The organism is Bradyrhizobium sp. LM2.9 (assembly GCF_054056555.1).
On record NZ_JBSRYJ010000002.1, the window covers coordinates 5,084,643 to 5,104,651 of the forward strand.

The 20,009-nt window shown below is 64.0% G+C and carries 10 protein-coding genes and 3 pseudogenes; 9 read left to right on the forward strand and 4 right to left on the reverse strand.

Annotated elements, in window-relative coordinates:
• Positions 1–6: 6 nt before the first annotated feature.
• Positions 7–972, forward strand: coding sequence for a Bug family tripartite tricarboxylate transporter substrate binding protein (locus ACVWW3_RS26465; RefSeq protein WP_456648158.1), 966 nt, complete (start codon positions 7–9; stop codon positions 970–972).
• A gap of 8 nt (positions 973–980) precedes the next feature.
• Here the strand turns inward: ACVWW3_RS26465 and ACVWW3_RS26470 are convergent, their stop codons facing one another.
• Positions 981–1,874, reverse strand: coding sequence for a LysR substrate-binding domain-containing protein (locus ACVWW3_RS26470; protein WP_354050762.1), 894 nt, complete (start codon positions 1,872–1,874; stop codon positions 981–983).
• A gap of 93 nt (positions 1,875–1,967) precedes the next feature.
• On the opposite strand from ACVWW3_RS26470, the gene ACVWW3_RS26475 reads away from it, so the two are divergent.
• Complete coding sequence (locus tag ACVWW3_RS26475; protein ID WP_247445082.1) at positions 1,968–2,720, forward strand: sulfite exporter TauE/SafE family protein; 753 nt, start codon at positions 1,968–1,970, stop codon at positions 2,718–2,720.
• Between the two features lie 5 nt (positions 2,721–2,725).
• Here the strand turns inward: ACVWW3_RS26475 and ACVWW3_RS26480 are convergent, their stop codons facing one another.
• Complete coding sequence (locus ACVWW3_RS26480) at positions 2,726–3,358, reverse strand: LysE family translocator (RefSeq protein WP_456648157.1); 633 nt, start codon at positions 3,356–3,358, stop codon at positions 2,726–2,728.
• Positions 3,359–3,602: 244 nt separating this feature from the next.
• On the opposite strand from ACVWW3_RS26480, the gene ACVWW3_RS26485 reads away from it, so the two are divergent.
• On the forward strand, positions 3,603–5,399 hold the full coding sequence (locus tag ACVWW3_RS26485) for an adenylate/guanylate cyclase domain-containing protein (RefSeq protein WP_456672183.1): 1,797 nt from the start codon (positions 3,603–3,605) through the stop codon (positions 5,397–5,399).
• A gap of 174 nt (positions 5,400–5,573) precedes the next feature.
• A pseudogene (locus ACVWW3_RS26490) lies at positions 5,574–8,340 on the forward strand (di-heme-cytochrome C peroxidase).
• Between the two features lie 205 nt (positions 8,341–8,545).
• Here the strand turns inward: ACVWW3_RS26490 and ACVWW3_RS26495 are convergent.
• The gene (locus tag ACVWW3_RS26495) at positions 8,546–9,493 is read right to left on the reverse strand and encodes an alpha/beta fold hydrolase (protein ID WP_247339671.1); all 948 of its coding nucleotides are present in this window, start codon (positions 9,491–9,493) and stop codon (positions 8,546–8,548) included.
• 206 nt (positions 9,494–9,699) lie between these two features.
• On the opposite strand from ACVWW3_RS26495, the gene ACVWW3_RS26500 reads away from it, so the two are divergent.
• Positions 9,700–10,170, forward strand: coding sequence for an Hsp20 family protein (locus ACVWW3_RS26500; RefSeq protein WP_247445457.1), 471 nt, complete (start codon positions 9,700–9,702; stop codon positions 10,168–10,170).
• 154 nt (positions 10,171–10,324) lie between these two features.
• Positions 10,325–11,096 (forward strand): annotated as a pseudogene (locus ACVWW3_RS26505) (alpha/beta fold hydrolase).
• Between the two features lie 61 nt (positions 11,097–11,157).
• On the opposite strand, the gene ACVWW3_RS26510 reads toward ACVWW3_RS26505, so the two are convergent.
• Positions 11,158–11,931, reverse strand: coding sequence for a hypothetical protein (locus ACVWW3_RS26510; protein WP_456648155.1), 774 nt, complete (start codon positions 11,929–11,931; stop codon positions 11,158–11,160).
• 491 nt (positions 11,932–12,422) lie between these two features.
• Here ACVWW3_RS26510 and gltB point away from each other — a divergent pair.
• The 3 genes and pseudogenes from gltB (at position 12,423) to ACVWW3_RS26525 (ending at position 19,996) form a co-directional block, all read left to right on the forward strand.
• Positions 12,423–17,157 (forward strand): annotated as a pseudogene (gltB, locus tag ACVWW3_RS26515) (glutamate synthase large subunit).
• A gap of 141 nt (positions 17,158–17,298) precedes the next feature.
• Positions 17,299–18,750: a glutamate synthase subunit beta gene (locus tag ACVWW3_RS26520; RefSeq protein ID WP_456648153.1), complete on the forward strand. Its 1,452-nt coding sequence runs from the start codon at positions 17,299–17,301 to the stop codon at positions 18,748–18,750.
• Between the two features lie 202 nt (positions 18,751–18,952).
• Positions 18,953–19,996, forward strand: coding sequence for a hypothetical protein (locus ACVWW3_RS26525; protein WP_456648152.1), 1,044 nt, complete (start codon positions 18,953–18,955; stop codon positions 19,994–19,996).
• Positions 19,997–20,009: the final 13 nt, after the last annotated feature.

Consider the following 20,009-nt stretch of genomic DNA (forward strand, 5'->3'; position numbering starts at 1 on the left):
GCCTGCATGACGAACCGGCGTACGCTCCTTCTCGCAACCCTGCTTCTGTTTCCGACGCTCGTCTCCGCGCAGAATTACCCGGCCAAGCCGGTCAAGCTGATCGTGCCGTTCCCGGCCGGCGGCCCCAACGACATCATCGCGCGGGTGATCGGTCAGCGCATGTCGGAGCTGTCGGGCCAGCCGGTGCTGATCGACAATCGCGGCGGCCAGGGCGGCGTGCTCGGCACCGATGCCGTCTCCAAGGCTGCGCCTGACGGTTACACCATCGCGATCTCCAGCGCCGGCGCGCTGGCGATTAGCCCGAGCATGGAGCGGGTCGCCTACGATACGCTCAACGACCTCACGCCGGTGACGTTGGTCGCAACCGTTCCGGAAATGCTCGTGGTCGCCACCAATGTAGAGGCCAAAAACATCGGCGAGCTGATCGCGCTCGCCAAGGCGCAGCCCGGAAAGCTCAACTTCGCCTCCTCCGGCCCCGGCAGCCTGCCGCATCTGGCCGGTGAATTGTTCAAGCTGACGGCCAGGATCGACATCGTGCACGTGCCTTATCGCGGCGCGGCGCCCGCCGTGAACGATCTGCTCGGACAGCAGGTGCAGATGACGTTCCTGGATCTCCCCGTGCTGCTGCCGCAGGTCAAGGCCGGCGCCCTGCGGCCGATCGCGGTCGGCTCGGCCGAGCGCTCCGCCACCGCGCCTGACGTCCCGACCACCGCGGAAGCGGGCTTTGCGGACCTGCGTATCGAGAACTGGTACGGCATGGTCGCGCCGAAGGGCACGCCGAAGGAGATCGTCGCAGCACTGCATGGCTTAGCGACAAAGGCGATGGCAGATCCCGCGGTGAAGGAGAAGCTCGCCGCCCAAGGGGCAACGCTGGTCGGCGACGAGCCGGAGCATTTTCGGCAGTTTATCGCGGACGAGACAAAGAAATGGGCGAAGGTGATCAAGGACGCCGGGGTGGAGACGGCAAAGTAGCGCAGAGCTCAGACCGCCGCCGTCGCCCTCAAATGCTCCACCAGCATCTTCGCCGGCCGTGACAATGTCTTGAAGCTGCGCGCGCAGATCACGAGCCTTCGGTTGGCGAAGGCGTCGCGCAGGCGGACCATGGCGAGCGGCATCAGTTTTGCGCAGCGGCGGGCGGCGGCTTCGGGCATCAGCGCGACGCCGACATCGGCGGCGACCATCTGGCAGATCGCGTCGAAATCGCGCAGCCGCGCGCGGAAATGCGGACGCATGCCGAGCCGCGCAGCGTGCTTCGAAATATGCACTTGAAGCGCAGTGGCGCCGGTTAGCCCGACGAACTCGCAATCCCCCGCCTCATGAAAATCGATCTGGCGGCGGCCAGCGAACGGGCCGCGCTTGGAAGTCACCAGCATCAGGCGGTCCTCGCTGAAGACGAAGCGCTCGATATGGTCGGGCAGCGCATGCTCGGCGGCGAAGCCGAGATCGGCAGCACCGGCGGTGATCGCAGCCGCAATGTCGGTGCTCTCGCGCTCCTCGATGTCGATGGCGACGTCGCGATGCTCGCGCAGGAAGCCGGCGAGAGCCTTGGGCAGATGCTCCGACAGACCCGAGGTGTTGGCGAGGAAATGCACGCTCGCCCGCGCGCCGCTGGCAAAGCCGGCGAGATCGCCGCGCATGGCGTCGATCTGGTGCATGACGAGCCTCGCATGATCGAGCAGGCTCTCGCCCGCCGCGGTCAACTCGACACCGCGGCGCCCGCGCTTGAGCAGCGCGACGCCGAGCGCGTCCTCGAGCCTCTTGATGCGCGCGCTGGCCGAGGCCAGCGCCAAATGCGACCGCTCGGCGCCACGGGTGATGCTGCGCTCGTCGGCGACCGCGATGAACAGCTGGAGGTCGATGAGGTCGAAGCGCATGGCAGGTTTCTCCCCTCAGCCTTCGTCATGAACGAAGGCACTCTCCGTAACCTCCAGATTGTGCCCGGGCGCGGCTTCGGTCAATGTGCAGATATGATCGACCCGCTCCTCATTCTCATCGCCGCCGTCTTCCTGATCGCCGGATTCGTCAAGGGCGTGGTCGGCCTCGGACTGCCGACCGTGTCCATGGGCCTGCTCGCCGTGAGCATGGCACCGAGCCGCGCGATCGCCATCGTGATCGTGCCCGCGATCGTCACCAACATCTGGCAGACCTTCGTCGGCCCCCATCTGCGTGACATCCTGAGGCGGCTGTGGCCGCTGATGATCGGCACCGTGATCGGCTGCTGGCTCAATGCCGGCGCGCTGACCGGTCCCCATGCGCGCTACGGCACGATCGTGCTCGGCGTCCTCCTGGTCATCTACGCGATCATCGGGCTGAACAAATTCCAGTTCCGGGTCGCGCCGAAGAACGAGAAATGGGTCGGCGGCGTAGTCGGGGTGATCACCGGCGTGATCTCGGCCTCGACGGGCGTGCAGGTGATCCCCTCGATGCCGTTCATGCAGGCGATCGGCATGGAGAAGGACGAGCTGGTGCAGGCGCTCGGCGTGTTCTTCACGACAGCCACTCTGGCGCTCGCCTTCAACCTCACGGCCGGAGGATTGCTGACGCCGGCCAATGCCGTGCCGGGCGCGGTGGGCATGGCCATGGCCTTTGCCGGCATGTACATCGGCCAGTCGGTGCGGGCGCGGATGCCGGCCGAAGCGTTTCGCCGCTGGTTCCTGATCGCGATGATCCTGCTCGGCCTCTATCTCGCCGGCAGCGCGCTGCTGAAAGAGTTCGGGTAGAAAAGTTACCGCGTCTCCAGCATGGCGACGCGGATGCCGAGATAGATGAAGAGGCCGCCGAGCGCGCGGTTGACCCAGGCGATCGCGCCCTCGGAGGTCCGCAAGCGGTGGGCGGCCTTGGCCGCGAACGCCGCCAGTACCAGACACCACAGCGTTCCCGTGCAGATGAAGATCAGGCCGAGCGTCAGGAAGGCGAGCGGCTTGTGCGGCGCGTCGGCTGCGACGAATTGCGGCAGGAAGGCCAGGAAGAACAGCGCGACCTTGGGATTGAGCGCGTTGGTGAAGACGCCCTGGAGGAAAACCCGCCGCAACGAGCTCCGCACCGGCTCGTCGATGACCGATGCCAGCACCGGGCGCGACCAGAGCATCTGGAGCCCGGTCACGACGAGATAGGCCGCACCGACCAGCTTCAGGATCGAGAACGCGGTCGACGAGGCCATCAGCAGGGCCGAAAGGCCGATCGCCGCGCCCGCGACATGGAAAAAACAGCCGCAACTGATACCGAGCGCGGCGGCGCCGCCGCCTCGCCACCCCATCTGCATGCTGCGGCCGATCACATAGACTGTATCAGGCCCCGGCGTGATGTTGAGCAGCACGCCCGACAGGACGAAAAGCCAGATTTCGTGAATGCCCAGCATCTGTGAGGTGCCTCCGCCGCCGAGCCGTCGCCTCAGGGGCCGGCTTAGTCGGTTCGCTCGTCCCCGTCCATCGCCGGGATTGCGGAGCATTTAGCTCGAATTTGCAATGCGGATCATACTTTCGCTCGGCCTCATCTGCTCTATAAAGGCAGGTTCTTGAATGCGGGATTCGAGGCGACTGCCACGGCGTGGCCGGTCCTCGATCTCTTCCAAGTCTCTTGCAAGTCTCTTGGAGCTCCGGAATATGGAAAGACGTCTGGCCGCCATCATCTGCGCCGATGTCGCCGGCTATTCGCGCATGATGGGCAGCGACGAGGCCGGCACCCATGCCGCCTTCAAGGCCCATCGCAGCGCGATCCACCCCATCATCCTCAATCACGGCGGCCGCGTCGTGAAGAACACCGGCGACGGCTTCCTGCTGGAGTTCCCGAGCATCGTCGGCGCCACCGAAGCCGCAATCGCGATGCAGACGCTGATGGCGGAGCGTAACCATCATCTGCCAGCCGATCGTGCGATGCAGTTCCGGCTCGGCATCCATATGGGCGACGTCATCGCCGACGAGGACGAGGTCTTCGGTGACGATGTCAACATTGCCGTCCGCCTCGAATCCGTGGCCAGCCCCGGCGGCTTTGCGATATCGGCCAAAGCCTACCAGGAGGCAGGCAAGCATCTCGCCGTGCCGATGGCCGATGCCGGCAACCACCGCTTCAAGAACATCAAGGATCCGGTCGGCGTCTGGACCTGGACGCACGAGGGCGCATCGGCGCTTGCGCCCGCGCTGAAGGAGACATCCGCCCTCTCGCAGCAGTACCGGACCGCCATCGTCGGCGTGCTGCCCTTCGCCAATCTCAGCGACGCCCAGGACGAATATTTCTCCGACGGCCTGACCGAGGACTTGATCCACGCGCTGTCGCTGCAATCCTTCTATCGCGTGCTGAGCCGTAACTCGACCTTTGCCTTCAAGGGCAACAATGTCAGCACTCGCCTGATCGCGCGGGAGATCGACGCGACCTATTTGATCCAGGGTTCGGTGCGGCGCGCCGGAGCCAAGATCCGCGTCACCGCAGAGTTGATCGCGCCGGAGACCGGCGAGCAGCTCTGGACCGGCCGCTACGACCGCGACATCGGCGATCTCTTCGCGATGCAGGACGAGATTACGACGAACCTGTCCGCCGCCATCGCCACCGAGATCGTCCGGGCCGAAGCCTCGGCGCCGGCACGGCTCTCGACCGACGTGACCGCCTGGGACCGCTTCCTCAAGGGGCTGTCGCACTACTACCGGCAGACCAAGGAGGATTTGAACCTCGCCGTCGCCCTGTTCAGGGAGGCGATCGCGGTCGATCCGAAGCTGTCGATCGCGCACGCCTATCTCGCCACGATCCAGATCCAGAGCATCCAGTTCGGCTGGGTCAAGGGCACGCGCGAGATGTGGGCCGAGGCGATGAAGCTTGCCGAAACCAGCGTCCGGCTCGATCCACGCTCGTCATTTGCATTCTCGATCCTGTCCTGGACTCACGCGCTGGAGGGGCATTACGAGGCCGCGATGGACGCCGCCAAGCGTGCGGTCGCGCTCAACCCCTACGACAACGGCGCGCGCGGCGTGCTCGGCATCTGCCATTTCGTCATCGGCGAGCACCGCGAGGCGATCGAACTGTTCTCGATGGCCGCGCAGCGCGACAACAGCGATCCGCGCTACCAATGGGCCGCGCTGAATGCCTTCAGCCACTATCTGCTGGGCCAATATGACGCGACCCTGTCATGGGCCCGCGAACAACTCTACATCAACCCGAACCACATGCAGGCGCTGGCGATCCGCGCCGCGGCGTTGGCGCAATTGGGGCGGGCGGGCGATGCGAACGAGGCAACCCGCGTGCTCATGGGTAACTACCCGTCTCTGAATGTTGACCGTCATTTGCGCAATTTCCACTGGAAGCGTCCCGAGGACCTCGCCCATTACCGCGACGGACTCTTGAATGCGGGCGTGCCGCTCGGCAAGCTGACCCTGGTCCAGAGCGACCTCAAACGCGTCGCCGAATCCTGAGGGCCAGCCGCGGCCACGCGGCAATTTCCGTCCACCTTGATTGACACGACAGTGAATTCAACCACACTTCGTTACACGCTGAAGTAGTATAATGTACTGTCGGTTTGTTAGGACTTTCCCCGCTCTGTCGCCGCGCCTGTATTTTACGATTCGCTGTTTTCAGGATTCTGGGCCATGCATGATGCCGCTTCGAAGCCCCCGTTCGACCCCTCGATCCAGGTCTCGCCGAACAATCCCTGTCCATTCCTGCGCGGCCTCGTCGGCGAAGGCTTTGTTGACGGCGGGACTGTCCCGCTCGGGACGCTGTCGCAGACGATTGCAAATGCAACCGGCGAGACCGGGCTGAAGAAGGCCTTCGCCCGCATCCAGGTCCGCGGGGTCGCGCTCATCGCAAACGGTCTCGGTCACATCCTGAAGAGCGCATTTTCGGGTGCTCAGCTCGACGCGCTACGTGGCGGCCCCCTCGACAAGCGCGGCGCCGGCTCGCGCGTCCTCGGCGTCGACGGCAAGGTCGACGAGGACGAGCTCGCGCGGTTTGCGAGCTTCGGCCGGAATTACCAGAATCCGAACGGCGGCGGCTCCGAGCCGGGTCTCAACGCCTCGGAAATCGACGTCTTCATGCGCGACAACCTCAAGCGCGCCGGCAGCGCCGCGCGCTGGTACTACCCCCTGCTGATGAAGTTCGAATGGCCGATCCTCCTGAAGATCGTGGGCAAGGGCGAGGGGGAGGACCGCTATCTCAGCGTGGCCGACGTGCGCACGCTGTTCAACGAGCGCCAATTCCCTGCTCGCATCAACGGGCGGCTCGTATCGCAGCCGGTGCTGTCGACCTGCCAGCGCGTGGTGCGAGGCGCCCTCAAGTTTGCGGCCCTGCTCGTCGCCCTCGGCCTCGTCTTGCTCGTTGCCGTCGCCGAATTCCCCGACCAGGTCCGCGCCATGCTGCCGCAAAAGGGGATTCTCGTGAATCTGCTGCCGCCGCCCCTGCCCGCTGTCCCCGAGACGAAGGCGGCCTATTGGCTCGAGCAAAACTGGTCGCTGAAGGACAGGCACTGGTTTCACCACGCCAGCCAGGGCACGGCGACCTTTCCGGTACCCTATGAATGGTTCATGGCGCTGGAGCAACCGCGCCTGCACCTGTTCTCGCGGCCAGGCATGATGACGGACAGCGCCTATCTCGAGCGCTTCGGCTTCATCCCAAGCCCGCAGTCGATCCAGACCGACGCGGCGTCACTGCGCCGCTTCGGCTACGCCAATGTCTACGAGACGACGCAAGCGCCGGACTGGTCGACCAGATGGACGCCGGCGGAGAACGTCGACGGCCTGCCGGTCGGCTTCGCGCGGATGACCGGGGTCAGCGATCCCGCGACCGGCCGACGCGAAGAGGACAAGATCGGGCTGACCTGCGCGGCCTGCCCATACCGGCCAGATCCATTACCAGGGCATCGACATCCGGTTCGACGGCGGCCCGGCCATGACCGACCTGAAGAAGCTCGAGCTCTCCACCGGCCTGTCGATCGCCTACACGCTTTACGTGCCGTTCCGCTTCCAGCGCTTCGCCGATCGCGTGCTCGGCCCCGACGCCAGCAAGACGGACCGCGACGCGCTCAAGCAGAAGCTCAGCGCGATCGGCAATTTCCTGATCGACTGGGCGAAAATCCAGCAAAAGACGATTGAAGGCAAGAAGACCTGGAACGGCAGGCAGCAGAGTGACACCGAGGAGGGATTCGGCCGCCTCGACGCTCTCAATCGCATCGGCAATCAGGTCTTTTCGCAGGACCTGGCGCTGAGCGGGATCAAGGGATTCGAGAAGAACCTGCACGCCCAGGACGCGCCGGTCAGCTACCCTCCGATCTGGACGGTGCCCTGGTTCAAGTTCGCCCAGTACGACGCCTCGATCGAGCAGCCGCTGATCCGCAACGCCGGCGAGGCACTCGGCGTGACGGCGCTGCTCAACCTGTCCGACGCCTATCCGGAGGACAGGATTTGGCGGTCCTCCGTTCACATCAACACGCTCGGCTGGATCGAGGACATGCTCAGAGGGCCCGATCCGTTCAAGACGGCTGATCCCTCCACCGGTCCGAAGTTCGGAGGCCTGCTGGCGCCGAAATGGCCGTCGCAGATCCTCGGCGACAATTGGAGGCTTGATCAAAAGAAGGTCGACAATGGTCGCAAGATCTACGCCGAGATGTGTTCCGGATGCCATTTGCCCGCCATCGACACTCCGGCTTTCTGGTCCTCCGGACATTGGGAGCCGAGCGGCGACGGCAAGGTCCTGAACGCGGTGACGATCCCCCTCGACGAGATCAAGACGGACCCCGAACAGTCGCTCGTGCTCAGCAACAGGATTGTCGATGTGCCCGGCTTCCTGAAGGTGAATACGGCCGACCTCCAGAAATGGTGGCAATGCGACGTCTCGACTGCGAGCTCGCCGACCGAGATGGTGTATGCGCTCGGGCTCATGTCGGTGGTGGACCTGGTCGCCCGCAAATGGATGGACGACGAGAAGACTCCGGACGCCGAGCGGGCGAAATTGTGGAACCTCGCGCGCAAGAACTGCCTCAATCCGGTGGGGGGAGCACGCTATCGCGCGCGGCCGCTCAACGGCATCTGGGCCACCGCGCCCTATCTGCACAACGGTTCGGTGCCGTCTCTCTACTGGTTGCTGAAGCCTGCAAGCGAGCGTCCGCAAAAATTCTGCATGGGCCGCCGCGACTATGATCCCGTGACCGTCGGCTTTGTGGTCACCGCCGACGAGAAGTGCAAGACGGGTGAAACCGAGTTCTCGGCGGGGTCGGACAAGGATCCGATCCAAGGCAACAGCGTGCTCGGCCATTCCTTCGAGCGCAAACCGGGTGAGGAAAAACGTCCCGGCGTTATCGGCCGCGTGTTCAAGGACGACAACGAGCGCTACGATCTGATCGAGTATCTGAAGACGCTGTAGCCGAGCTCTGTCCCGAGCACGCCGCCCTCATCCTGAGGAGCCCGCACAAAGCGGGCGTCTCGAAGGATGGCCGAGGGCGAGAGCCGGGCCTTCATGTTTCGCCCGGCGATGCGAAGCATCGTCCGGAGACGCGCGTTCCGCGCTCCTCACCATGAGGGTCTTGCGACCAAGCGGGCCGAGGCAGCGCACCGCCGTCGCTCCCGCCTCACTTGAACAGCGGCGTGCCCGGCACGAAGGCGTCGAAGGCTGCCCAGAATTGGGAACGGTAGCGGTCCTGCTCCTGGAGGATCTCGTGCTTGGCGCCGGCGATCACGAGATGGGAGCCGGCGCGCAGATGATAGGCGAACTCCTCGATCGCCGCGGTCGAGACCACGGTGTCGCTGGAAGCCGCCAGCATCAGGATCGGCTGACGGATCTTCGACGGGTAGTTTTTGCCTCTGAAGGTGTTCATCGCGCGGAAGGCGGTATCGGCCCAGGCGACCGTCGGTGAGGCCAGCCCCAGCGTCGGATCCTCCTCAAGGATCGCGGCATTGCGCGCGTAGCGCACGGGATCGCTGGTCAGCGGATTGTTGATGAAGGGGTTGAGCCCGGTGATGTGATCGCTGCCGCCGGGGACGTAGCGGCCGCCCATCCCCAACACGCGCATCGTCTTCAAAAGCGTCCGCGCCGGAAAAGAGGTGGCGCGGCCGGGCAGGTCGATCATCGGCGCCGACAGCACCATGCGGTCGAACCAGCGCTTGCCCGCATGCGCCACCCGCAGCAACACCGTCCCACCCATGGAGTGGGCGAGCGCGAAGAAGGGCGGCGGGCAATCCGGCAGCACCACCTGCTGCACGAAGGTCTCGACGTCGATCTCGAAATCGGCGAAGTCACGCACATAGCCCTTGCGCGGATCCCGCAGGCGGCGCGAGGAGTGGCCCTGCCCGCGCCAGTCGATCATCGCCACAGCAAAGCCGCGGTCGCGCAGGTCGCGCACGGTCTCGAAATATTTCTCGATCTGCTCGCTGCGTCCGGTGAAGACGCAAACCGTGCCCTTGCGGTTTGCCGGCGGTGCCCAGCGCGCAAAGCGCAGCTCGGCGCCATCAGGGGTCTTGATGGTGCCGCTGACGACGTCTTCGGGAACAGGATTGGACGGAATCGAGACCAGCGTCATGGGCGGGAGGTTTTGAGAATCAGGGGGCGGGAGCGCCGAAAAGGCGCAGATAGCCGCCCTCTTGAACGCAGTTTCCCAAAACCCATATCACCATGGTGCAGGCCGCTACCAGTGTTTCGGAACCGGAACATCAGGCTGCACACAGACGAAAGCCCGGCCCGATTGGCGGGCGGGTTTCCAACAGTCGCTCAATGGAGGACTTGACCATGCGTACCTACGATCTGACCCCCTTTTATCGTTCCACCGTCGGCTTTGATCGCCTCTTCAACCTGCTCGACCAGACGAGCTCGGACGGCAGCCCCGGTTATCCCCCCTATAACATCGAGCGCACCGGCGAGAACGACTATCGCATCACCGTTGCGGTTTCGGGCTTTGCCAAGGATGAGCTCTCCATCGTCGCGAAGGAAAACACGCTGACGATCAAGGGCGAGAAAGTCGCCAACGAGAACTCGAAGTCCGAAGTGCTCTACCGCGGCATCGCCGCGCGTGCCTTCGAGCGCGCCTTCCAGCTTGCGGACTTTGTACAGGTGAAGGACGCCTCGCTCGAGAACGGCCTGCTTCACGTCGATCTCGTGCGCGAGATTCCCGAGGCCAAGAAGCCCCGCCAAATCTCGATCAGCAGCAGCACGCCAAAGGCGCAGGTGATCGAAAACTCGGCCGCGCAAGCCGCCGCGTAAATCACTCACGCCACTTCCAGGTTGCGAAAACGCCCCGGTGCCCCGGGGCGTTTTTTCGTTTTGCACTGCATCACAGAGCGGTGAAGACGCGTAACGCCGCCGCCCCGCACACCGTCCTTTGGATATCGCACCCAAAACAAGACGGAAAACGATCATGACACTTTGGCGCAGCCTTTTCGTCGCCGCGAGCCTGCTGGCCGCTCCCATCAGCCTTGCTCACGCACAGACCCCGCAGACGGTGAAGGCCAAGAACGTCGTGCTGGTGCACGGCGCCTGGGCCGACGGCTCAAGCTGGTCGGAGGTGATCCCGATCCTCCAGGCCGCAGGCCTCAACGTAACCGCCGTACAGAATCCGCTATCGTCGCTGTCGGACTCCGTCGAAGCGACCAAGCGCGCGCTGGCCGAGCAGGATGGTCCAACCATGCTGGTTGCGCATTCCTGGGGTGGCACCGTGATCAGCCAGGTCGGCAACGACCCGAAGGTCACCGGCCTCGTCTATGTTGCGGCCCGAGCACCCGATGCCAACGAGGATTTCGTCGCTCTGTCCAAGCAATTCCCCGCGGGACCGGTGCGCGCCGGCGTCGTCGAGCGCGACGGTTACACCAAGCTTTCGGAAGACGCCTTCCTGAAGTACTTCGCCAAACGGCGTTAAGCCGGAGCAGGCCAAGGCGCTCTACGCGGTGCAATGGCCGACGGCCGCCTCGATCTTCGCCGGCCGCACCACGGAGGCAGCATGGCATTCCAAGCCGAGCTGGTACGCGGTGTCGAAGAACGACGACACCATCAATCCCGATTTCGAACGCTTCCTCGCCAAGCGCATGAACGCCACCACGGTCGAGCTCGACGCCGGCCACCTCTCGCTGGTCTCGCACCCGAAGGAAGTGGCGAACCTGATCCTGGAAGCGGCGGGGTATGGGCGGAGCTGACCGGCGATCGCCTCAATGAGAAAGCGCCCGAGGTTTTCGGGCGCTTTTGTTTTGCTCAGGTCTAATCCAGTCCCTGTGCGGCCGGCATCTCCTGCGTCGGCATGATCGTGGGAGCCGGCTTGGCCTGAACGACGGTTGCTGCCGCGGCTTGCGGTGCGGCTTCGGTGGGCTTGGCCTGCACGGCCACCGTCTGCTGAGCAGGCTGCGGCGCCTGGGCCTGTTGCGTCGTGGGTTCGGCCGGCTTGGCGGCGACCGGCGCCTCGCGCGGCGGGGCGGCCTTCGGCACCGGTACGGCGCGGCTGGCGACATGCGGAATCGGGGCCGGCGGGCGTGGCGGGCCGCTGCGGACCATGGTCGGTGGCGGCAGCGCGCTTTGCGGGCGGTAGGGCGCAACCGCGGGCTGCTCGTAGGCCGGCGCCATGCCGTAGGCGTCAGCGGCCGGCATGAAGCGCAAAATTCTTCCGTCGCGGGCATCGATCACCAGCCGGCCGTCCTCGCCGCGGCGGTCGATCACCGCGATGGTGTAGACGCTGCCGCGCAGGCGCGGGATGCCCAGCGGCGAGAAGCCGTTTTCGCGCAGCACCGCGTAGACCTCGGTCGACGGCAGCAGCACCGGGGGCGGGCCGCGGTCTTCGTAGCCATAGCCGTAGCCTTGGCCGTAACGCGGCGGCGGCGCGGCGTCCGATGGCGCATAGGGGCCGTCGAAATCCGACACCGCAATAGCGGTCCTGCTCCCGATACCGTTCGCCGGAAATTGCGCAAAAACCTGCGCTTGAGCCGCGGTCGCAGCCAGCACCAGCGTGGCAGCGGCCACACATCCTGTGAAAAACTTCATGGTCGACACGCTCCTGTCAGCCCCCGAACGTCTCGCGCTCTTTCGCTTCTTGCGGCGTGGCGCGCCTTTCGAAGGGTCGATCCGAAGCATCCTTGGGGATTTCGGCGTCGGCAGGGCCGGATAAGGGCGCGTTTGCTTCAAAACCGGGGCCGCACGGCTTGCGGAAAGCGGTGATTGACACCTCGGGAATCGGGACTTGCACGCGCTTGTGTGATAGACAAAAATTTGGCAAGGTGATGGTTAGGACAGGAAGACTGTCTCAATTTTGCTTGCGGTTCCGGCATAGGGATTGCAACGAAAGTCGGTGCTTTCGAGCGCCAGTAAGGCAACAGGCAAAGCCGTTCTCGGGGACGAAGAACGCCTTGGCCTGAATTTAAGAAAAATGCGGCTCGCGAGCGGACGAGCGGTGACCCAGAAGCGGGTGCCGCGGGACGCCCAAGGTGCGCCGAAGATGGCGGTGAGGCAGCTTGCCGCATGGAGAGGACGAGGACATGAACGGGTCGCAAGTCGAGCGCGGAAACATCGTGGCAGAACAACTGTCGGCGACGCTCGCCTCGAAAACGAGCGACCCGATTCAGGAACACAACTCACGCCCGCCGGCGGTAGGTCTGTACGATCCGAGCCTGGAAAAGGATTCCTGCGGCGTCGGCTTCATCGCCAACATCAAGGGCCAGAAGTCCCACGAGATCGTCGCGGACGCACTCAGCATCCTCTGCAACCTCGAGCACCGCGGCGCCGTCGGCGCCGATCCGCGCGCTGGCGACGGCGCCGGCATTCTGGTGCAGATCCCGCACGCCTTCTTCACTCGCAAGGCCAAGGAGCTGGGCTTCGCGCTGCCCAATCCGGGCGAATACGCCATCGGCGCGCTGTTCATGCCGCGCGACACCGCCTGGCGCAACGTCATCAAGAGCATCATCGCCGACCAGATCAAGGAAGAGGGCCTGACGCTGCTCGGCTGGCGCGACGTGCCGACCGACAACTCCTCGCTCGGCGTCACCGTGAAGCCGACCGAGCCCGCCTGCATGCAGGTGTTCATCGGCCGCAACGGCACCGCCAAGACCGAGGACGATTTCGAACGCCGGCTCTACATCCTGCGCAAGTCGATCTCGCAGGCGATCTACCAGCGCCGCGACCGCGGCCTCGCCGGCTATTATCCCTGCTCGATGTCGTGCCGCACCGTGATCTACAAGGGCATGTTCCTCGCCGACCAGCTCGGCAAGTATTATCCCGATCTGCACGAGGCGGATTTCGAGAGCGCGCTCGCACTCGTTCACCAGCGCTTCTCGACCAACACTTTCCCGGCCTGGTCGCTGGCGCATCCCTACCGCATGATCGCGCATAACGGCGAGATCAACACGCTGCGCGGCAACACCAACTGGATGGCGGCGCGCCAGGCGTCCGTCAGCTCGGACCTTTACGGCAAGGACATCAACCGGCTCTGGCCGATCTCCTACGAGGGACAATCGGACACCGCCTGCTTCGACAACGCGCTCGAATTCCTGGTACAGGGCGGCTACTCGCTGCCGCACGCCGTCATGATGATGATTCCGGAGGCGTGGGCCGGTAATCCCTTGATGGACGAGAAGCGCCGCGCCTTCTACGAATACCATGCAGCCCTGATGGAGCCGTGGGACGGCCCCGCCGCGATCGCCTTCACCGACGGCCGCCAGATCGGCGCCACGCTCGACCGCAACGGCCTGCGGCCAGCGCGCTATCTCGTCACCAAGGACGACCGCATCGTGATGGCGTCCGAGATGGGCGTGCTGACGATTCCCGAGGACCAGATCATCACCAAGTGGCGCTTGCAGCCCGGCAAGATGCTGCTGGTCGACCTCGAACAGGGCCGCCTCATCCCCGACGACGAGATCAAGGCCGAGCTCGCCAGGAGCCATCCCTACACGGAGTGGCTGGAGCGGACCCAGATCGTGCTGGAAGAGCTGCCGAAGGCCCCGACCACCGGCGTGCGCTCCAACCTGTCGCTGCTCGATCGCCAGCAGGCGTTCGGCTACAGCCAGGAAGACATCACCATCCTGATGACGCCGATGGCCTCCATTGGCGAGGAAGCCGCGGGCTCGATGGGCAACGACACGCCGATCTCGGCGCTGTCGGACAAGGCCAAGCCGCTGTTCACCTACTTCAAGCAGAACTTTGCGCAGGTCACCAATCCGCCGATCGATCCGATCCGCGAGGAGCTGGTGATGAGCCTCGTCTCCATCATTGGACCGCGGCCGAACCTGTTCGACCTGCAAGGCATGGCCACCACCAAGCGCCTCGAAGCGCGCCAGCCGATCCTGACCGACGCGGACCTCGAAAAGATCCGCTCGATCTCTGACGTCGCCGAGTCGCACTTCAAGTCGCGCACGCTGGACACCACCTTCCACGCCGGCCTCGGCGCGGCCGGCATGGACCAGGTGCTGGACGAGCTCTGCGCGCGCGCCGAAAGCGCGGTGCGCGAGGGCGTCAACATCATCATCCTGTCCGACCGCATGGTCGGCACCGACCGCGTGCCGATCCCGTCGCTGCTGGCCTGCGCGTCCGTGCATCATCATCTGATTCGCACGGGTCTGCGCACGTCGGTCGGCCTCGTCGTCGAATCCGGCGAGCCGCGCGAAGTGCATCACTTCGCCTGTCTCGCCGGCTACGGCGCGGAAGCGATCAATCCTTATCTGGCGTTCGAAACCATCATCGCGATGAAGGACCGCCTGCCCGGCTCGCTCGACGACTACGAGATCGTCAAGCGCTACATCAAGTCGATCGGCAAGGGCCTGCTGAAGGTGATGTCCAAGATGGGCATCTCGACCTACCAGTCCTATTGCGGCGCGCAGATCTTTGACGCCATCGGCCTCAAGGCGGAATTCGTCGGAAAATTCTTCGCCGGTACGCACACCCGCGTCGAGGGCGTCGGTCTCGCCGAGATCGCGGAAGAGGCCGTGCGCCGCCATGCCGACGCGTTCGGCGAGGCGCTGGTCTACAAGACCGCGCTCGACGTCGGCGGCGAATATGCCTATCGCAGCCGTGGTGAGGACCATGCCTGGACCGCCGAGTCGGTCGGGCTGCTCCAGCACGCCGCGCGCGGCAATTCGCTGGACCGCTACCGTGCCTTCGCAAAAATCCTCAACGAGCAGTCGGAGCGTCTGTTGACGCTGCGCGGCCTGTTCCGGATCAAGAACGCGGACGAAGAGAAGCGCAAGCCTGTCGCCCTCGACCAGGTCGAGTCGGCCAAGGACATCGTCAAGCGTTTCGCCACCGGCGCGATGAGCTTCGGCTCGATCTCGCGCGAGGCGCACACCACGCTGGCGATTGCCATGAACCGGATCGGCGGCAAGTCGAACACCGGCGAAGGCGGCGAGGAAGCCGACCGCTTCAAGCCGATGCCGAACGGGCGACAGCATGCGCTCTGCGATCAAGCAGGTTGCCTCGGGCCGTTTCGGCGTTACCACGGAGTATCTCGTCAACTCCGACATGATGCAGATCAAGATGGCGCAGGGTGCCAAGCCCGGCGAAGGCGGCCAGCTGCCCGGCCACAAGGTCGACGCGACCATCGCCAAGGTTCGCCACTCGACGCCGGGCGTCGGCCTGATCTCGCCGCCGCCGCACCACGACATCTACTCGATCGAGGATCTGGCGCAGCTCATCTACGACCTCAAGAACGTCAACCCGGCGGGCGACGTCTCGGTCAAGCTCGTCTCGGAGATCGGCGTCGGCACGGTAGCCGCGGGCGTCGCCAAGGCGCGCGCCGACCACGTCACCATCGCGGGCTTCGAAGGTGGCACCGGCGCTTCGCCGCTGACCTCGATCAAGCACGCCGGCTCGCCGTGGGAGATCGGTCTCGCTGAAACCCACCAGACGCTGGTGCGCGAGCGGCTGCGCAGCCGCATCGTGGTCCAGGTCGACGGCGGCTTCCGCACCGGCCGTGACGTCGTCATCGGCGCGCTTCTCGGCGCCGACGAATTCGGCTTCGCCACTGCGCCCTTGATCGCGGCCGGCTGCATCATGATGCGCAAGTGCCATCTCAACACCTGCCCGGTCGGCGTCGCGACCCAGGACCCGGTCCTGCGCAAGCGCTTCACCGGCCAGCCCGAGCATGTGATCAACTACTTCTTCTTCGTCGCCGAGGAAGTTCGCGAGATAATGGCCTCGCTCGGCTTCCGTACCTTCAACGAGATGATCGGCCAGGTGCAGCTGCTTGACCAGACCAGGCTCGTCGCGCACTGGAAGGCCAAGGGGCTCGATTTTTCGAAGCTGTTCGTCAAGCAGAAGGAAGAGAAGGGCCAGAAGGTCTATCACTCCGAGCGCCAGAACCATCATCTGGAAGCCGTGCTCGACCGCACGCTGATCGAGAAGGCAACGCCTGCGCTCGACCGCGGCGCGCCGGTGAAGATCGAGGCCAGGATCAACAGCACCAACCGTTCCGCCGGTGCGATGCTGTCCGGTATGGTCGCCAAGATCTACGGCAATGCGGGCCTGCCGCATGACACCATCCATGTCAGCCTCAAGGGCACCGCCGGCCAGGCTTTCGGCGCGTGGCTCGCCCACGGCGTCACCTTCGAGCTCGAGGGTGAAGCCAACGACTATGTCGGCAAGGGCCTCTCGGGCGGCAGGATCATCGTCAAGCCGCCGGCCAACAGCGCCATCGTGCCGGAAGAGAGCATCATCGTCGGCAACACCGTGATGTACGGCGCGACCGATGGCGAGTGCTACTTCCGCGGCGTCGCCGGCGAACGCTTTGCCGTGCGCAACTCCGGCGCGGTCGCCGTGGTCGAGGGCGCCGGCGATCATTGCTGCGAATACATGACCGGCGGCATCGTGGTCGTGCTCGGCAAGACCGGGCGCAACTTCGCGGCCGGCATGTCCGGCGGCATCGCCTATGTGCTCGACGAGAGCGGCGACTTCGACAAGCTCTGCAACATGGCGATGGTCGAGCTCGAGCCGGTGCTGTCGGAAGAGCTGATCAACGCCGGCACCTATAACCACTCGGGTGACCTCGAGGCGCACGGCCGGGTGGACGTGTTCAAGAACCTGCTCGCCTCCGACGTCGAGCGGCTGCACGTCCTGATCACGCGTCATGCGAAAGCGACCGGCTCCAAGCGCGCCGCCGACATCCTGGCCAACTGGAAGGACTGGCTGCCCAAATTCCGCAAGGTGATGCCGGTGGAGTACCGGCGCGCGCTGCGCGAAATGGCCGCCAACGCGGACGCCGAGCCGAAAATCGCGATCGGGGCGTAGGAATATCAGCGCCCGTCATTGCGAGCGTAGCGAAGCAATCCAGACTTTCTCCTCGGATAAACTGGATTGCTTCGTCGCTTCGCTCCTCGCAATGACGGTGGGGAAGCACAACGAATTTAAGCGGCAGGGACTTCGGGTTTAATGGGCAAGATCACGGGTTTTCTCGAAATCGAACGGCATGATCGCAAGTACACCCCGGTCGCCGAGCGCGTGAAGCATTACAACGAGTTCGTCGTTCCCCTCTCCGAGAAGGAAACGCGCGACCAGGCCGCGCGCTGCATGAATTGCGGCATTCCCTATTGCCACGGCACCGGCTCGGTCGCGCCGGGAACGCCCGGCTGCCCGGTCAACAACCAGATCCCGGACTGGAACGACCTCGTCTACCAGGGCAACTGGGAAGAAGCCTCGCGCAATCTGCACTCGACCAACAATTTCCCGGAGTTCACGGGACGCATCTGCCCGGCGCCGTGCGAGGCCTCCTGCACGCTCAACATCGACGACAACCCCGTCACCATCAAGACCATCGAATGCGCGATCGTCGACCGCGCCTGGGACAATGGCTGGCTGAAGCCGGAAGTGGCGGCCGTGAAGACCGGCAAGAAGGTCGCGGTGATCGGCTCGGGTCCGGCCGGCATGGCCTGCGCGCAGCAGCTCGCGCGCGCCGGCCACGACGTACATTTGTTCGAGAAGTTCGCCAAGGCCGGTGGCCTGCTGCGCTACGGCATTCCTGATTTCAAGATGGAAAAGAACGTCATCGACCGCCGCGTCACGCAGATGGAGGGGGAAGGCGTCACCTTCCACTACAACAGCCATGTCGGCATCGACGGCAATATCGATCCGCGCGAGATGCTCAACGAGTACGATGCTGTGGCGCTGACCGGCGGCGCGGAAGCTCCGCGCGACCTGCCCATCCCCGGCCGCGAGTTTTCGGGCGTCCACTACGCGATGGATTTCCTGCCGCAACAAAATCGCCGCGTCTCCAGCGAGCCGCTGAATGGCGTCCAGGAGATTTTGGCGGGCGGCAAGCATGTCGTCGTCATCGGCGGCGGCGACACCGGATCCGACTGCATCGGCACCTCGCTGCGCCAGGGCGCGCTCTCGGTGACCCAGCTCGAGATCATGCCCGCTCCGCCGGAGCACGAGAACAAGGGCCTGACCTGGCCGAACTGGCCGCTGAAGATGCGGACGTCCTCGAGCCAGGCCGAAGGCGCGGCCCGCGAATTCGCCGTGTTGACGCAGAAGTTTTCCGGCGAGGACGGCCAGGTCAAGAAGCTGCACTGCGTGCGCGTCGACGACAAGTTCAAGCCGATCGCCGGCACCGAATTTGAGCTCGACGCCGACCTCGTCCTGCTCGCGATGGGCTTCGTCCATCCCGTGCACGAGGGCCTGCTCAAGCAGCTCGCAGTCGAGCTCGACCCGCGCGGCAACGTCAAGGCCAACACGCTCGACTACCAGACCTCGCGCCCGAACGTGTTTTCGGCCGGCGACATGCGGCGGGGTCAGTCGCTGGTGGTCTGGGCGATCCGCGAGGGGCGGCTGTGCGCAAGGTCGATCGACACGTTTTTGATGGGGAAGACGGATCTGCCGCGGTAGTCCGCGGCTCGCTCCGCTGCAATATTGCAAAAGGTGTCATCGCCCGCGAAAGCGGGCGATTTTCTGACGGACCGCGTCGGTCGCGCCTCGTATGCCCGGCCAAGCGGAATAGTCACGTGGCACAACTAGACGCAGCCGACTCACCGCGGACACTGCAGTCCGCCCCTAATCGGCCCAACCGCTAACCGCGAAGGCCATTCAAATGCCGTTCACATCCAAGCACACGTTTCGGATTGGAAGCTATGGGCGTTCGACAACCGATGAAGCTTGGGAGAAGCTGGATCCAGAACACATCGGCGTGTGGCGATCGGTACTTAGCCTACTTAGTGCGCGCACAACCAAACTGCAGAATTGCACGATCATACTCGAAACGGATTGGAAGGCAATCTTGCATAAGCAAGAAAAGCACTACGACGTTATGAAGCGTTTGCAGCAAGGAGCAACTGGAGAAGCGGAACTACGTTCGATTCTAGAAGGTTTTCCTGAGCGAAGCACCGAGATTGAGATTGCCGCGAAGATACTAGGAGACAACGTCTCCGAGGAGGCGGCAAAAAATCTCGCCACCAACGCCATAGAATCTTACCTGTACGATTTCTTTGCGATTCTCAACGTCTCTGCACCCGGCTGCTGCGATTTCTATCGTGGGCAGCTTGTTGGAGGTAGCTTTGAAAGGGACATTCCGCTGTCGGGTTTCTATTTTGATATTGCCGTCCTAGGGACGCTCGAAAAGGATCGGCAAGCGATAAGAGCTTTGCCACTCGTCCAAACGGTTCGCTGGTACGATTCTGTTCGTTCTGGCATTCGCCAGATACCTCAAAATCCTATGGAGAGAGCACTCTTCGCTCTGCTGCACATATCCAAGCTAGACACAGATCCAATGATTGTGATCTGGCTCTTTTACGCTTTTGAGAGTCTGTTTCAAACAAAAGCAGGCGAGAATTTCTCGTCGCTAGTTCAACGAATAATCTTGTTGTTCAACCTAGGTGATGCACAAGCCAAAACAGTCCGCAGAGAATTTCGTGAACTCTACAACACAAGAAGCGCCATTGTTCACGGCGGATTTGAAATTGCGCACCCAATGCACAACGAGGTTTTGGATAAGGCGATCGACGATCACCATCTTAGAATATCGGAGCCCGCTGAGTTTGGACTAGCGTTGCTGCTAGCAGCCATACAAGAAACCATTGTACGCGGATGGAGATATCCGATCTTTAGCGAAAAGCTGGAAGGCCAAGAGATCGGATAACGAAGAGCCAACC

Bases quoted from the DNA above. Each gene is read 5' to 3' on its own strand.
- ACVWW3_RS26480 (WP_456648157.1), bottom strand. From the start codon at position 3,358: ATGCTGGGCATTCACGAAATCTGGCTTTTCGTCCTGTCGGGCGTGCTG.
- ACVWW3_RS26525 (WP_456648152.1), top strand. From the start codon at position 18,953: ATGCCGTTCACATCCAAGCACACGTTTCGGATTGGAAGCTATGGGCGT.
- ACVWW3_RS26475 (WP_247445082.1), top strand. From the start codon at position 1,968: ATGATCGACCCGCTCCTCATTCTCATCGCCGCCGTCTTCCTGATCGCC.
- ACVWW3_RS26500 (WP_247445457.1), top strand. From the start codon at position 9,700: ATGCGTACCTACGATCTGACCCCCTTTTATCGTTCCACCGTCGGCTTT.
- ACVWW3_RS26520 (WP_456648153.1), top strand. From the start codon at position 17,299: ATGGGCAAGATCACGGGTTTTCTCGAAATCGAACGGCATGATCGCAAG.
- ACVWW3_RS26510 (WP_456648155.1), bottom strand. From the start codon at position 11,931: ATGAAGTTTTTCACAGGATGTGTGGCCGCTGCCACGCTGGTGCTGGCT.
- ACVWW3_RS26465 (WP_456648158.1), top strand. From the start codon at position 7: ATGACGAACCGGCGTACGCTCCTTCTCGCAACCCTGCTTCTGTTTCCG.
- ACVWW3_RS26470 (WP_354050762.1), bottom strand. From the start codon at position 1,874: ATGCGCTTCGACCTCATCGACCTCCAGCTGTTCATCGCGGTCGCCGAC.
- ACVWW3_RS26485 (WP_456672183.1), top strand. From the start codon at position 3,603: ATGGAAAGACGTCTGGCCGCCATCATCTGCGCCGATGTCGCCGGCTAT.
- ACVWW3_RS26495 (WP_247339671.1), bottom strand. From the start codon at position 9,493: ATGACGCTGGTCTCGATTCCGTCCAATCCTGTTCCCGAAGACGTCGTC.